Annotated in this window: 10 protein-coding genes; 8 read left to right on the top strand and 2 right to left on the bottom strand. The window is 68.7% G+C overall.

Annotated elements, in window-relative coordinates:
• Nucleotides 1-43: 43 nt before the first annotated feature.
• Nucleotides 44-946 carry an NAD kinase gene (locus LXE91_RS08540; RefSeq protein WP_039361361.1) on the top strand — a complete coding sequence of 301 codons (903 nt, stop codon included), beginning with the start codon at nucleotides 44-46 and terminating at the stop codon, nucleotides 944-946.
• Nucleotides 947-965: 19 nt separating this feature from the next.
• Nucleotides 966-2615 (top strand): DNA repair protein RecN, encoded by a 1650-nt coding sequence (gene recN, locus LXE91_RS08535; protein ID WP_039361362.1) that lies wholly within the window; start codon nucleotides 966-968, stop codon nucleotides 2613-2615.
• 115 nt (nucleotides 2616-2730) lie between these two features.
• Here the strand turns inward: recN and glnE are convergent, their stop codons facing one another.
• The gene (glnE, locus tag LXE91_RS08530) at nucleotides 2731-5535 is read right to left on the bottom strand and encodes a bifunctional [glutamate--ammonia ligase]-adenylyl-L-tyrosine phosphorylase/[glutamate--ammonia-ligase] adenylyltransferase (RefSeq protein WP_212271368.1); all 2805 of its coding nucleotides are present in this window, start codon (nucleotides 5533-5535) and stop codon (nucleotides 2731-2733) included.
• Nucleotides 5536-5762: 227 nt separating this feature from the next.
• On the opposite strand from glnE, the gene LXE91_RS08525 reads away from it, so the two are divergent.
• The 3 genes from LXE91_RS08525 to tldD all read left to right on the top strand — a co-directional run bounded on the left by LXE91_RS08525 (nucleotide 5763) and on the right by tldD (nucleotide 12405).
• Nucleotides 5763-9962, top strand: a complete 4200-nt coding sequence (locus LXE91_RS08525; protein ID WP_046196659.1) for a YhdP family phospholipid transporter — start codon at nucleotides 5763-5765, stop codon at nucleotides 9960-9962.
• 63 nt (nucleotides 9963-10025) lie between these two features.
• On the top strand, nucleotides 10026-10853 hold the full coding sequence (locus LXE91_RS08520; RefSeq protein ID WP_039361364.1) for a carbon-nitrogen hydrolase family protein: 828 nt from the start codon (nucleotides 10026-10028) through the stop codon (nucleotides 10851-10853).
• Between the two features lie 85 nt (nucleotides 10854-10938).
• Nucleotides 10939-12405, top strand: coding sequence for a metalloprotease TldD (tldD, locus tag LXE91_RS08515; RefSeq protein WP_039361365.1), 1467 nt, complete (start codon nucleotides 10939-10941; stop codon nucleotides 12403-12405).
• A 110-nt stretch (nucleotides 12406-12515) separates the two neighbouring features.
• Here tldD and LXE91_RS08510 read toward each other — a convergent pair whose 3' ends face one another.
• A complete protein-coding gene (locus LXE91_RS08510) occupies nucleotides 12516-12809 on the bottom strand; it encodes a hypothetical protein (protein WP_172625586.1) in 294 nt (97 codons plus the stop codon).
• On the opposite strand from LXE91_RS08510, the gene aroG reads away from it, so the two are divergent.
• From aroG to LXE91_RS08495, 3 genes are all read left to right on the top strand, one after another.
• Complete coding sequence (gene aroG / locus LXE91_RS08505; protein ID WP_039361366.1) at nucleotides 12808-13881, top strand: 3-deoxy-7-phosphoheptulonate synthase AroG; 1074 nt, start codon at nucleotides 12808-12810, stop codon at nucleotides 13879-13881. The genes LXE91_RS08510 and aroG overlap by 2 nt on opposite strands.
• A 123-nt stretch (nucleotides 13882-14004) precedes the next feature.
• The gene (locus LXE91_RS08500; protein ID WP_039361367.1) at nucleotides 14005-14274 is read left to right on the top strand and encodes a type II toxin-antitoxin system Phd/YefM family antitoxin; all 270 of its coding nucleotides are present in this window, start codon (nucleotides 14005-14007) and stop codon (nucleotides 14272-14274) included.
• Nucleotides 14271-14660, top strand: coding sequence for a type II toxin-antitoxin system VapC family toxin (locus tag LXE91_RS08495; protein WP_011351011.1), 390 nt, complete (start codon nucleotides 14271-14273; stop codon nucleotides 14658-14660). Before LXE91_RS08500 ends, LXE91_RS08495 begins: the two co-directional genes overlap by 4 nt.
• The last annotated feature ends 68 nt before the right edge of the window (nucleotides 14661-14728 follow it).

Here is a 14728-nt window from a genome sequence, read left to right as displayed (position 1 = left end):
ACAGCCGGTTCTTTTCGTCAACGAGCTATGGTGTAATGCCGGCATGAAAACCGGTAATCAGTTCAACACTGTCGCGCTCGTCGGCCGGAGCAACACGCCGAACATCGCCGAGCCGCTCGCCACACTGGCCGCCTGCGTCGCCAAGCGGGGCTTCGAGGTCGTCTTCGAAGCCGAAACCGCGCGCGAGATCGGCATCACCGGCTATCCGGCGCTGACCCCGGCCGAAATCGGGGCGCGCGCCGACGTGGCGGTCGTACTGGGCGGCGACGGGACGATGCTCGGCATCGGCCGTCAGCTCGCGCCGTACAGGACACCGCTGATCGGGATCAACCACGGGCGGCTCGGCTTCATCACCGACATCGCGGCGGCCGACATGCAGGCGCTCGTCCCGGTGATCCTGTCGGGCAAGTTCGAGCGCGAGGAGCGCGCGCTGCTCGAGGCCCGGATCATGCGCGACGGCGAACCGATCTACCATGCGCTCGCCTTCAACGATGTCGTCGTGAACCGCAGCGGCTTCTCCGGGATGGTCGAGCTGCGCGCGTCGGTCGACGGCCGATATATGTACAACCAGCGTTCGGACGGCCTGATCGTCGCGACGCCGACCGGCTCGACCGCTTACGCGCTGTCGTCGGCCGGCCCGATCCTCCATCCGCAGCTGGCAGGCATCGTGCTCGTGCCGATCGCGCCGCACGCGCTGTCGAACCGGCCGATCGTGCTGCCCGACGATTCGAAAATCGCGATCCAGATCGTCGGCGGGCGCGACGTCAACGTGAACTTCGACATGCAGTCGTTCACCGCGCTCGAACTGAACGACACGATCGAGGTGCGCCGCTCGAAGCACACGGTGCCGTTCCTGCACCCGATCGGCTACAGCTACTACGCGACGTTGCGCAAGAAGCTGCACTGGAACGAACACGCCTCGAACGAAGACGACAAGGCGTCCTGACGCCGCTCCGCCCGACACCATGCTCCGCCACCTCTCGATCCGCGACTTCGTCATCGTCGCCGCGCTCGATCTCGAATTCGACAGCGGCTTTTCCGTCTTTTCCGGCGAAACCGGTGCCGGGAAATCGATCCTGATCGACGCCCTCGCCCTCGCGCTCGGCGAACGTGCCGACGCGAGCGTCGTGCGCACCGGCTGCGGCCGCGCCGACATCACCGCCGAATTCACGCCGCACGACCGCGTCGCGCGCTGGCTCGACGAACACGCGTTCGACACCGAGGACACCGTGATGCTGCGCCGCGTGATCGATGCGAACGGCCGGTCGCGCGCGTTCATCAACGGCACCAGCGCGACGCTCGCGCAGCTGCGCGAGCTCGGCGAAATGCTCGTCGACATCCACGGCCAGCACGCGCACCAGCTGCTGATGCGGCCCGACGCGCAACGCGAGCTGTTCGATACGCATGCCGGCCTCGTCGCCGATGCCGCGAACGTCGCGCGCGCATGGCGCGTGTGGCGCGACGCGACGCAGGCGATCGAAGCAGCCAAAGCGCACGAGCGCGAGCTGCAGCTCGAACGCGAAAAGCTCGCCTGGCAGCTCGCCGAACTCGACAAGCTCGCGCCGCAAGCCGGCGAATGGGACGAAGTCAGCAACGAGCACAAGCGCCTGTCGCATTCGGCGAACCTGATCGAAGGCGTGCGCGGTGCGCTCAACGCGCTGTCCGAGTCCGACGACGCGATGCTCGCGCAGCTGGGCGCGATCGTGTCGAAGCTGCGCAGCCTCGCCGACTACGACACCTCGCTCGGCGACGCGCTCGCGTCGCTCGAACCGGCGGAGATCCAGTTGCAGGAAGCCGTCTATTCGCTGTCTCACTATGCGCAGCGCGTCGATCTCGACCCCGAACGGCTCGCGCAGGTCGAATCGCGCCTCGATGCGCTGCACTCGACCGCCCGCAAGTTCCGCTTGCCGCCCGACACGCTGCACGAAGAACACGCGGCACGCCGCGCGCAGCTCGCCGCACTCGATGCGGCGGCCGACCTCGGCGCGCTCGTGGCGGTGCAGGCCAAGGCGCGGGAAGCCTATCTCGCCGACGCGAAGCACCTGTCCAAGGCACGCGCGCAGGCCGCCAAGGCGCTCGGCACGGCCGTCACGGCCAGCATGCAGGAGCTGTCGATGGCGGGCGGGAGCTTCGAAGTCGCGCTCGTCCCGCTCGCCGACGGCGGCCCGCACGGGCTTGAACAGGTCGAATTCCGGGTCGCCGGGCACCCCGGCGTGCCGCTGCGGCCGCTCGCGAAGGTTGCGTCGGGCGGCGAGCTCGCGCGGATCAGCCTCGCGCTCGCGGTGATCGCCAGCGCGGCAAGCCCGACGCCGACGCTGATCTTCGACGAAGTCGATACGGGCATCGGCGGCGGCGTCGCCGAAGTGGTCGGCCGCCTGCTGCACCAGCTCGGGCGCGATCGCCAGGTGCTGTGCGTGACACACCTGCCGCAAGTCGCCGCGCGCGGGGATCACCACTACCAGGTCGCAAAAGGCGCCGACGACCGTGGCGGTACGGTGTCGACCGTCGTCGCACTCGACCGCGCCAGCCGCATCGAGGAAGTCGCACGGATGCTCGGCGGCCTCGAGATCACGGCGACCACGCGCAAGCACGCGAAGGAAATGCTGGCCGCCTGACGCTGGCCACCCGTTATCCGTTCATCGAACGCAAAAAGACCGGCGCACGCGCCGGTCCTTTTTTGCCCGGTGGCGCAATCGCGTCCACCCTGCCGCACCGCATCGAACGGCCGTTTCAACTATCCGTTTCAACCGCCCCGAACACGCGCTCCCACAGCGCCGTGACAGCGGCCCGCTCGTCGGCCACCACCGCCGGATCGACCCGCGCCTTTTCCATGCCATCGAGCCGCAGCTTGTGCTGCAGCTTCCGGTACTTCCGGTACGCCGCACCCACCCGCTCGGCCTCGTCCTCGCCCATCAACCCGAAGCGCGCGACCTCGCGCAGCAGCGCGATGTTGCCCGTGTTGCGGATCAGCTCGGCATCGCTCGACGCGTGCAGCAGCACCCAGTACTGGACGATGAACTCGATGTCGACCATCCCGCCGCGATCGTGCTTCAGGTCGAACAGCTCGGTCTGGTTCGGGTGGCCGGCGAACACCTTGCCGCGCATGTCGACGATTTCCTTCGCAAGCACGCCGCCGTCGCGCGGCGTCGTCAGCACCTGCTGGCGGATCGCCTCGAAGTCCGCGCCGATCTGCGCGTCGCCCGCGCTGTAGCGGGCACGCGTCAGCGCCTGGTGCTCCCAGACCCACGCGGTATTCGCGGCGTCGCCCTCGCGCAGCTGGTAGCGGCGGAACGCGTCGAGATCGGTGACGAGCAGGCCGGCCTCGCCGTTCGGCCGCAGCCGCAGGTCGATGTCGAACAGCGCGCCCGCCCCGGTCGCCGTGGTGAGCCACGTGATCAGGCGCCGCGTGAAGGTCGTGTAGACGTCCGCCGAGCGCTCGTCGGCGTCGTCGTACAGGAAGATCAGGTCGAGATCCGATGCGTAGCCGAGCTCCTTGCCGCCGAGCTTGCCGTACGCGATCACCGCGAACTTCGGCACGTCGCGATGGCGCTTCGCGAGCTGCGACCAGACGACTTCGATCGTCACGTCGAGCACCGCGTCGGCCAGCTCGGACAGCCGGTCGCTCACGTGCTCGACCGACAGTTGCCCGGCCAGATCGATCAGCAGGATCCGGAACACCTCCGCGTGCTGGGCGTGCCGCAGCAGGTCCATCTGTTGCTCGGGGCCGTCGGCCGCGGCGAGTCGCGCGCGCAGTGCGTCCTTGAACGCGGGCCAGTCGAACGGGCTCGCGATCGCCTCGTCGTCGAGCAGTTCGTCGAGCAGCTGCGGATGGCGGATCAGGTAGCCGCCGCCCCAGCGCGTCGCACCGAGCACCGACAGCACGCGGTCGAGCGCGGCCGGATATTCGGTCAGCAATGCGAGATAGACACCGCGCCGGCTGACCGTCTCGAGCAGGTCGAACAGGCGCACGATCGTGTCGTCGCGGCGCGCGGCGTCGATGTTCGGCGCGGCGTCGAGCGCCCGCTGCGCGACGCTGTCGAAGCGCTGCCGGCTCTTTTCCGGCAGGCCCGTGTAGCGCGACGACTGCCAGATCGCGCGCAGCCGGGCGAGCACGGTGGCCGGATCCTTGAAACCGAGGCCGTCGAGACGCGCGACCAGCGCGTCGTCCTCGCCGTCGTCGGCCAGCGCGCCGCTCCAGATCCACGCGGCTGCCGTGTCGTCGCCGGCCGCGCAGGGCGCGCCGCTCGCCTTGTCGGCAAAAATCTGGTCGAACTGCGCTTCGACGAACGTGCGGTGGCCGTCCAGCACCGTCATCAGCGCCGCGTAGTCGGCAAAGCCCAGCGACGCGGCCAGCGCCGCGCGTTCGTCGGGCTCGACCGGCATCGCGTGCGTCTGCGCGTCGTTGCGGTACTGCAGCCGGTGCTCGAGCGTGCGCAGAAAATTGTAGGCATCGGTCAGGCGCGCACGCACATCCTCGCCGATCAGCCCGCGCGCCTGCGCATGGCGCAGCACCGCGAGCGTCGGCCGCACGCGGAACTCCGCATCCTGGCCGCCGCGGATCAGCTGGAACACCTGCGCACTGAATTCGATCTCGCGGATCCCGCCGCGCCCGAGCTTGATGTCGTCGGCCTTGTCGGGCCGCATCGACGCGCGGCGCGCGGCTTCCTGCCGGATCTGCTGGTGCAGCGAGCGGATCGCGCCGATCACGCCGAAGTCGAGGTAGCGGCGGTATACGAACGGCTTGACGAGCGACTCGAGTTGCGACGCCAGCCGTTGCGCCGCGTCGCTTTCGCCCTCCGACACGAGCCGCCCCTTGATCCACGCGTAGCGTTCCCACTCGCGGCCCTGCACGTAGAAATATTCCTCGAGCATGCCGAGGCTGCAGACGAGCGGCCCCGAATCGCCGTTCGGACGCAGCCGCATGTCGACGCGAAACACGTAGCCGTCGGCCGTGACTTCCGACAACACGCCGATCAGCCGCCGGCCGAGCCGCGTGAAGTATTCCTGCGTGGACAATGGCGAACGCGTGCCGCCGGTCGTCTCGCCGTCGTCCTCGTAGACGAAGATCAGGTCGATGTCCGACGACACGTTCAGCTCGCGGCCGCCGAGCTTGCCCATCCCGACCACGCCGAGCACGACGCGCTGGCCGTCGGCGCCGCGCGGCTCGCCGTACAGCGCCTCGAGCTCGGCCGACAGCAGCGCGAGCGAGCGCTGCACCGACACCTCGGCGAGATCGGTCATCGCGCCCGTCACTTCGGCGACGTCGGCGAGCCCGCGCAGGTCGCGCTCCGCGACCGCGCCAAACACCTCGGCGCGCAGTTGCCGCAGCGCGCGCTTCAGTTGCTCCTCGGTCGGCGCAGCCGTGCCGGCGGCCGGCGTGCCGAGCAGTTCGGTGAGGCGCGCATCCTGCTGCGCGCGGGCGAGCGGTGCGGCGGCCCACACGGCGATCTGTTCGGCCAGCGCGGGCCGCGCGGCGGCCGCTCGGGCCAGGTAACGGGAATAGGACGTGCAGATCAGGGCGGAAGCGTCGGTCATCGAGAAGCGGGCCTGGCGGAACGGCCGGCCGGCACGGGAAACGCACACGCGCCCCGCTCCCGACCGGCTCCATGGACTCGGCGCGGCGTCGCGGGGCAGGTGCGCCCGTCGCGAAACCGCGCGCCGGAAAGCCCGTGCCGCGCTGCCGCAACGGCCGCCGGCACGAACCCGTGTGATACATTTCAACGTCAGTCTGCAAAACTACCATATCGCCGCCCGTCCGCCGCATGTCCGACCGTCAGGAATCCGCCGTAGCTGCGCCCGAAGCGGGACCTCCGAAGCACGATCATCCGGTCCTGCGTCGCGTGTTCAGGGTGACGCTGGCAGTCGGGATCGGCACCTACTTCGTCGCGTCCGGCGCGTTCCTCGGGCTGCGCTACGTCCTGCTGCCCCGCATCGACGAATTCCGCCCGCGCATCGAACGCGCGGTGTCCGACAAGCTCCACGCGCAGCTTTCAATCGGCAAGCTTTCCCCGAACTGGTCCGGCATGCAGCCGGGCGTCGAACTCACGAACCTGACGATCCGCGGCCGTGACGGCAAGGTCGCGCTGTCGGTGCCGCATGCGACGGCCGCGCTGTCATGGATGTCGCTGCTGCGGCTGTCGCCCGCGCTGTCGAGCCTGATCGTCGACCAGCCCGACCTGGTCGTCGCGCGTGCCGCCGACGGCTCGCTGAGCATCGCGGGCGTCGGCGTGGGGACCACCCACGGCGGCAACGACACGTTCGGCACGTGGCTGCTGAACCAGGAGGCAATCGTGCTGCGCGGCGGCACGCTGCGCTGGCGCGACGCGCAGCATGACGCGCCGGAGCTCGTGCTGTCGGGCATCCGGCTCGCGGTGCTCAACACCGGCCGCGTGCACAAGGCCGCGCTGCAGGCGCCCGCGAACGGCACGCTGCTGCTCGGCCCGCTCGACTTCCGTGCGCGCTTCAAGCACAAGCCGCTCGCGCCGATCGGCAAGCCGGCGAACTGGACGGGCGACGCGTACCTGTCGACGGGCCCGGTCGACCTGCAGACGCTGGCGCGCTACCTCGACATGCCGCTCACGATTCACGCGGGCCGGATCGACAACGCGATCTGGGCTACCTTCAGCGACGGCCACCTGCATTCGGCGGGCGGCGACCTGCAGGGCGCGGACGTCGCGCTGCGCGTGCGCCCGACGCAGCCGCGGCTCGACGTGCCGACGGTCGGCTTCGGCTGGGACATGCAGCTCGACGCCGGCCACGACTACAAGCTGCACCTGACGCGCTTCAACGCGGAGCTCGGCCAGCCGCCGCTGCCGGACGGCACGCCGCTGGCCCGCTCGCTCGCGCTGTCGACGCTGACGGCCCGCTACCGCGTGCCGACCGCGAACCAGGGGCAGTTGTTGAGCGTCGTCGGCGACCGCGTCGATCTCGGCATCCTCAGCGAATTCATTCGCGGCCTGCCGCTGCCGGCACGCCTGCGCAACGAGCTGATCAAGATCGACCCGCGCGGAATGGTGTCGAACTATCACATCGAGGTCGAACGCGCGAAACCCGCGCACGCGGGCCTCGCCGACGAGGAGCGGCGCATGGGCGCCGCGCCGATCGTGCGCTACCGCTTCCTCGGCGACCTGCAAGGCATCAGCTTCGCGGCGCAGGAACCGCCGCCCGGGCTCTCGCCGCGCGGCCACCCGCGCGCCGGCTGGCCGGGTGTCGAGAACCTGTGGGGCCGCGTCGACGCGAACGAGACAGGCGGCTCTGCACATTTCGACACGGTCAATGCGGCCGTCACGGTGCCCGGCGAATTCGACGAGCCGCGCCTGACGTTCGACCGCCTGCGCGGCAATGCCAAATGGACGATCACGCCCGCGCCCGGCGAGAAGCACGCGCGCGTCGACGTATCGCTGCCCGACCTGCTCGTCTCGAACCCCGATGCCGAAATCGCGGTGTCGGGCTCGTACGCGAACCCCGGCCACGGCCGCGGCTCGCTCGACCTGCGCGCCGATTTCGCCCGCGCGTCGGTGGCGCGCATCCCCCGCTACCTGCCGACCGGGATGTCCGAACACCTGCGCGACTATCTCGGCCACGCGCTGCAGGACGGCCAGGTGACCAAGGGCGCGTCGATCGTCGCCCGTGGCCCGCTCGAGAAATTCCCGTTCGAACACGAGCCGGACGCCGGCGTGTTCCACATCGTCGCGCCGTTCACCGGCGGCCGCTTCGAACCGACGCCGTACCCGCCGCGCAAGCTCGCGAACGGCACGCCGAGCGTCTGGCCGGCGCTCGACGGGATCGACGGCGTGTTCGAGCTCGCGCAGAACAAGCTGCGCTTCGACATCCACCGCGCACACTACAAGCGCGTCGCGCTGACGAAGGTCGCCGGCCGCATCGACGATCTCGGCAATCCGACCCACTCGCCGCTCATCATCGACGGCCATGCGCAGGGCCCGCTCGCCGACCTGATCGACTACGCGGACAACAGCTCGCTCGGCACGATGAGCGGGCACATCGGCCAGCGGATCGATGCGCAGGGACCGGCGTCGCTCGGGCTCAAGATCACGATTCCGCAGCACGTCGCGCATCCGCACACGCACGTCGAAGGCGCACTCGCATTCGGCGGCAACACGCTGACGACCAATGGCGTGCCGCCGCTGTCGGCACTGCGCGGCAGTGTCCGGTTCACCGAGGCCGGCGCATCGCTGCACGACCTGTCGGGACGCTTCCTCGGCGGCCCGGTGCGCGCGAACGGCAACTTCCAGTCGCACGGCCCGTACACGGTAGACGTCGACGGCCGGCTCGCGCTCGACGCCGCACGCGGCCTGAACCTGCACGGCCCGGCCGCCGCACTGCTCGAACACGTGGTCGGCGACGCACCGTACAAGGTCGCCGTGCGCGGCGCACCGGGCCGCTTGCCCGACATCAGCGCTCACTCCGACCTGACCGGCGTCGCGCTGAATTTCCCCGCGCCGTTCGCGAAGACGGCCGGCACGCCGATGCCGTTCAGCTTCACACTGCAGCCGGCGCCGCAAACCGACGGCAAGCGCCTCGAACACGCGGACCTGACGCTCGGCCCCGTGTCGGCCACCTACCTGCTCGACGCGACGCGCGGCCAGCCGCTGCGCGCTGTGCGCGGCGCGATGGGCATCCACCGGATGCCCGACATGCCGCAGGACGGCGTGAGCGCGGCCGTCGACGTCAACGAACTGGACGCCGACGCCTGGCTCGCGCTTGCCCATACGCTGAAGCCCGACACGCCGCGCGCGCCGGAGCCGCAGGCCGCGCCGCGTGTCGATTTCGCAAGCTTCGCGCCGAAGCGTTTCGCGCTCCACTTCGGCACGCTGAAGCTGCTCAAGCGCAACTGGGAAAACGTGATCATCGGCGCGTCGCACGTCGACGAACTGTGGCAGGCGAACATCGCGTCGAACCAGGTGTCGGGCTACCTGTCGTGGGCGCCGGGCGGCGGCCACAACGGCGCGGGCGTGCTGAACGCGCGGCTCGCGAAGCTCGTGGTGCCCGACAGCGCGCAGCACGATCTCGTCGGCCGCGCGATGAACCTGCCGACACCGACCGACCGCCCGATGCCGTCGATCGACCTGATCGTCGACCAGGTCGTCGCGCGCAACCACGACATCGGCCGCCTCGTCGTCAACGCGCGCAATATCGATGAAGCCGGCACGCCGGTCTGGCAGCTCGACAAGCTGGAGCTGTCGAACCCGGACGCGAAGCTGACGGCGACCGGCAACTGGCGCACGTCGCGCCGCGCGCTCGCCCGCGGCGCCGACGAGAGCGACGCACCGCGCCGTACCGTGTTCGACTTCAAGCTCGACATCGGCAACGCGGGCGCACTGCTCGACCGCGTCGGCCTGCCGCGCACGCTGGCGGGCGGCCATGGCTCGGTGACCGGCAAGGTCGGCTGGCGCGGCGGCCCGACCGCGCTCGACTTCCCGTCGCTCGGCGGCCAGATCGCGATCGATCTCGAACACGGCCAGATCCTGAAGGTCGACCCGGGCGCGGCGAAGCTGCTCGGCGTGCTGAGCCTGCAGAGCCTCGCGCGCTTCCTGACGCTGAATTTCCGCGACGTGATCGGCAAGGGGCTGCCGTTCGACAAGATCACCGGCACCGGCCAGATCTCGAACGGAATCGCCCGCACCGACGACTTCTCGATGATGACGGGGCCCGCGAACGTCGCCGTGCGCGGCGCGGTCGATCTCGGCGCCGAGACGCAGGACCTCCATGCGCACGTCGCACCGAAGATCAGCGCGGGCGCCGCCGCGATCGGGGCGGCCATCATCAACCCGCTGCTCGGCGTCGGCGTGCTGGCCGCGAACTACGCGCTGTCGGAGACGCTGTCGCGCGCGTTCGCGCTCGACTACGCGATCACCGGCTCGTGGGCGCACCCGCACATCGAGCGGGTGCGGGGCGATCAGGGTAAGATGAATCACGGTCCGGCCGATGCGGCGAATCATTGAGCCGCGCGTCGAATCGCACACGGTGCCGGGCCGCACCCCATTTATGACGCAACCGATCCCGCGATGACCGACCACACCCGTTCCGCCACGCCCTTCCAGGTCGCCGCGCTGCAGATGGTGAGCACGCCGGACGTCGCGCGCAATCTCGCCGACGCCCGCCGCCTGATCGCGGAAGCCGCCGGTGAAGGCGCGCAGCTCGTGCTGCTGCCCGAGTATTTCTGCTTCATGGGCCACCGCGACACCGACAAGCTCGCGCTCGCCGAACCCTACCAGGACGGCCCGATCCAGCACTTCCTCGCGGAAGCCGCGCGTCGCCACGGTATCTGGGTGATCGGCGGCACGCTGCCGCTGAAGGCGCCGGAGCCCGATCGCGTGCTCAACACGACGCTCGTGTTCGATCCGTCCGGCAACGAAGCCGCGCGCTACGACAAGATCCACCTGTTCAACTTCGAGAAAGGCGACGAATCGTTCGACGAGGCGCGCACGATCCGCGCGGGCGATACGGTCGTCGCGTTCGACGCGCCGTTCGGGCGGGTCGGCCTGTCGGTCTGTTACGATCTCCGCTTTCCGGAGCTGTATCGCAGGATGGGCGACTGCGCGCTGATCGTCGTACCGTCGGCGTTTACGTATACGACGGGCCGCGCGCACTGGGAAACGCTGCTGCGCGCGCGGGCCGTCGAGAACCAGTGCTACGTGCTCGCGGCCGCGCAAGGCGGCAAGCACGAGAACGGCCGGCGCACTTGGGGCCACAGCATGCTGATCGACCCGTGGGGCGAGATCGTCGCGGTCCGTGACGTGGGCGCCAGCGTCGTGCTCGGCGCGATCGATCCGCAGCGCATCGCCGACGTGCGCCAGAGCCTGCCCGCGTGGCGGCACCGCGTGCTGACCTGAATCCGCCGCACCGCTTGAAACGCCGCGCGGCCAACCCATCTGCCCAGAAGCACCCGACAACTTTTTGAGAAACCCCGATATCCGCATGAACATCATCGAACCCGGCATCCGCAACCTCGCGCTGGCGAAGGACATCCTGCTCACGCCGTACGGCCTCGACGAAAGCCTGCTCACGCGCACGATCGCCGACATCTTCACGCATCGCGTCGACTACGCGGATCTGTACTTCCAGGCGACCCGCAGCGAAGCGTGGAGCCTCGAGGAAGGCATCGTCAAATCGGGCAGCTTCAGCATCGACCAGGGCGTCGGCGTGCGCGCGGTCGCGGGCGACCGCACCGCGTTCGCGTATTCCGACGACCTGTCGCCGGAAGCCATCGCGCAAGCCGCTGCGGCCACCAAGGCAATCGCGGCGGCCGGCGGCGGCCGCCAGAAGATCAAGGCGGCATCGTCGCTGAAGGGCATCTCGGGCCGCGACCTGTACCTGCCGTCCGATCCGCTCGCGTCGCTCGACGCGACGGCCAAGGTCAAGCTGCTCGAGCGCATCGAGCAGATGGCACGCGGCCGCGACCCGCGCATCACGCAGGTGATGGCTGGCCTCGCCGGCGAATACGATGTCGTGCTGGTCGCGCGCAGCGACGGCGCGCTCGCGGCCGACATCCGCCCGCTCGTGCGCGTGTCGGTCACGGTGATCGCCGAGCAGAACGGCCGCCGCGAGATCGGCTCCGGCGGCGGCGGCGGCCGCTTCGACTACGGCTACTTCACCGACGACGTGCTGTCGCGCTACGTCGACGACGCCGTGCATGCGGCGCTCGTGAACCTCGACGCCCGCCCTGCGCCGGCCGGCGCGATGACGGTCGTGCTCGGGCCGGGCTGGCCGGGCGTGCTGCTGCACGAAGCGATCGGCCACGGCCTCGAGGGCGACTTCAACCGCAAGGGTTCGTCGGCATTCGCGGGCCGGATCGGCGAGCGCGTCGCCGCGAAGGGCGTGACCGTCGTCGACGACGGCACGCTGCCGAACCGCCGCGGCTCGCTGAACATCGACGACGAAGGCAACCCGACGCAGTGCACGACGCTGATCGAGGACGGCATCCTGAAGGGCTACATCCAGGACACGCTGAACGCGCGCCTGATGAAGATGCCGGTCACGGGCAACGCGCGCCGCGAATCGTACGCGGCGCTGCCGATGCCGCGCATGACCAACACGTACATGCTGAACGGCGACAAGGATCCGCAGGAAATCATCGCGTCGGTGAAGAACGGCCTGTACGCGGTGAACTTCGGCGGCGGCCAGGTCGACATCACGAACGGCAAGTTCGTGTTCTCGGCGTCCGAGGCGTACATGATCGAGAACGGCAAGATCACCTACCCGGTGAAGGGCGCGACGCTGATCGGCAGCGGCCCCGAATCGCTGAAGGACGTGAGCATGATCGGCAACGACATGTCGCTCGACTCGGGCGTCGGCGTGTGTGGCAAGGAAGGCCAGAGCGTGCCGGTCGGCGTCGGCCAGCCGACCCTGCGGATCGACAGGATGACGGTCGGCGGTACGGCATAACCGCATCGCGGCGCAGACATTCCGCGCGTTTTCTTCAAAATGCGCGGAATGTCCGCATTTTTGACGTTTCCCGGTTGCCAGCCGCACGGCGACGGGGTATAAATTCCGAATCAACTTTTTTGACGAACCGAATCTCCGTCATGTCCGCCAAGTTTTATTTTTACTTTTTTTGGCATCTCAGACCGCTGGCGGATCGAGAGGGTTGATGGCGCGTAAAGCGCAACCGAAATTCCCGAAAAAACCGCCGGCGAACCCGGCGGTTTTTTTTCGCCCTTCGCCACCCGGTCGCCGCCGCAGCGGTCCCGCGGCCCCGACCGAAACCACTGAATTGCCTGAATTGATGAATCTGCCGCACGCGCACTCGCACTGACCGAACCGCGCCCGGAACCAAGGAGAAACAGCATGCCCCCGCACAACACCGACGACGTCCGTATTCGCGAACTCAAGGAACTGACGCCGCCCGCCCACCTGATCCGCGAATTCGCGTGCTCCGAAGCCGCGTCCGAGCTGATCTACAACTCGCGCCAGTCGATGCACCGCATCCTGCACGGGATGGACGACCGGCTGATCGTGGTGATCGGGCCGTGCTCGATCCATGACACGAAGGCGGCGATCGAATACGCGGGCCGGCTGGTGAAGGAGCGCGAGCGCTTCAAGGGCGAACTGGAAATCGTGATGCGCGTGTACTTCGAGAAGCCGCGCACGACGGTCGGCTGGAAGGGCCTCATCAACGATCCGCACCTCGACAACAGCTTCAAGATCAACGAAGGGCTGCGCACTGCGCGCGAGCTGCTGCTGCAGATCAACGAGATGGGGCTTCCGGCCGCGACCGAGTACCTCGACATGATCAGCCCGCAATACATCGCCGACCTGATCTCGTGGGGTGCGATCGGCGCGCGCACGACGGAATCGCAGGTGCACCGCGAACTCGCGTCGGGGCTGTCGTGCCCGGTCGGCTTCAAGAACGGCACCGACGGCAACGTGAAGATCGCGGTGGACGCGATCAAGGCCGCCTCGCAGCCGCACCATTTCCTGTCGGTGACGAAGGGCGGCCATTCGGCGATCGTGTCGACGGCGGGCAACGAAGACTGCCACGTGATCCTGCGCGGCGGCAAGGCACCGAACTACGACGCGGACAGCGTGAACGCCGCGTGCGCGGACATCGGCAAGGCCGGCCTCGCCGCGCGCCTGATGATCGACGCAAGCCACGCGAACAGCTCGAAGAAGCACGAAAACCAGATCCCCGTGTGCGCCGACATCGGCCGCCAGATCGCAGCCGGCGACGCCCGCATCGTCGGCGTGATGATCGAATCGCATCTCGTCGAGGGGCGCCAGGACCTGAAGGAAGGCTGCGAGCTGACCTACGGCCAGAGCATCACCGACGCGTGCATCGCGTGGGACGACAGCGTGAAGGTGCTCGAAGGCCTCGCGGAATCGGTGAAGGCCCGCCGCGTCTCGCGCGGCAGCGGGAACTGACGGACGCAAACAGGCTGGCCGCATGACCCCGCCTGTCGGTGGATTGGCCGTGCGGCCAGCGTGCGGTCGTCATTTCGCTCTGCTAGACTAGCTAACGTTATCTAGCTAACCAGGGGGGCGACGATGCCGACCGTCAACATGCACGATGCCAAGTCGCGGCTCTCAAGCCTCGTCGAAGCGCTTGAATTGGGGCGCGAGTCCGAAGTCGTGATCGCCCGCAATGGTCATCCGGTTGCGCGGATCGTTCCTTACGCGGCGCCGAAGCGAATCGGTGCCGCTCGTCAATTGCTTGCCGGGCTGAACATCCCGACAACCGTCGAGGCATTCAATGCCGGTGACGAATCGATCGCGGCCGACTTCGATGTCAGTTCGGAACAGGGGCTCGCACCGTGAAGCTGCTGCTCGATACGCACATCGCACTCTGGGCGGCTGAAGGCGCACCTCAACTTTCGGCGACCGCCGCCGCGTTGATCGAGCATCCCGAGAACACGCTGTACGTCAGCGCCGCGTCCATCTGGGAAATCGCGATCAAATACCGCAAAGGCAATCTGCCCGTTCACCCACGTGATGCACGCTCGGCATTTCGGCTCGCCGGTTTTGCGGAGTTACCGATCAGCAGCGATCACGTCGAAGGTGTCGCCGCGTTGCCCGATTTTCCAGATCACGCCGATCCGTTCGACCGCGTGATGGTCGCGCAGGCGCTCCATGAAGGCATGCCGCTCGTCAGTGCCGATCCGAAAGTGTGGCGCTATCACGCGACGCTGATGCTGCGCGCCTGACGCCCTATGCGCTCAACAAAAAGCCCGGCTCGCGCCGGGTTTTTTCATTGGCCGGAGCCCCTCCACCC

It is taken from the genome of Burkholderia contaminans, from assembly GCF_029633825.1.
In the GTDB taxonomy this organism is placed as follows: domain Bacteria; phylum Pseudomonadota; class Gammaproteobacteria; order Burkholderiales; family Burkholderiaceae; genus Burkholderia; species Burkholderia contaminans.
Note: the sequence above shows the minus strand (reverse complement) of the source record. Positions and strands in the feature narration are given on the sequence as shown.

What these genes read in the sequence shown, in the direction of transcription:
- LXE91_RS08500 (WP_039361367.1), top strand. Translation starts at nt 14,005, where the DNA reads ATGCCGACCGTCAACATGCACGATGCCAAGTCGCGGCTCTCAAGCCTC.
- tldD (WP_039361365.1), top strand. Translation starts at nt 10,939, where the DNA reads ATGAACATCATCGAACCCGGCATCCGCAACCTCGCGCTGGCGAAGGAC.
- recN (WP_039361362.1), top strand. Translation starts at nt 966, where the DNA reads ATGCTCCGCCACCTCTCGATCCGCGACTTCGTCATCGTCGCCGCGCTC.
- glnE (WP_212271368.1), bottom strand. Translation starts at nt 5,535, where the DNA reads ATGACCGACGCTTCCGCCCTGATCTGCACGTCCTATTCCCGTTACCTG.
- LXE91_RS08520 (WP_039361364.1), top strand. Translation starts at nt 10,026, where the DNA reads ATGACCGACCACACCCGTTCCGCCACGCCCTTCCAGGTCGCCGCGCTG.
- LXE91_RS08525 (WP_046196659.1), top strand. Translation starts at nt 5,763, where the DNA reads ATGTCCGACCGTCAGGAATCCGCCGTAGCTGCGCCCGAAGCGGGACCT.
- aroG (WP_039361366.1), top strand. Translation starts at nt 12,808, where the DNA reads ATGCCCCCGCACAACACCGACGACGTCCGTATTCGCGAACTCAAGGAA.
- LXE91_RS08510 (WP_172625586.1), bottom strand. Translation starts at nt 12,809, where the DNA reads ATGCTGTTTCTCCTTGGTTCCGGGCGCGGTTCGGTCAGTGCGAGTGCG.
- LXE91_RS08540 (WP_039361361.1), top strand. Translation starts at nt 44, where the DNA reads ATGAAAACCGGTAATCAGTTCAACACTGTCGCGCTCGTCGGCCGGAGC.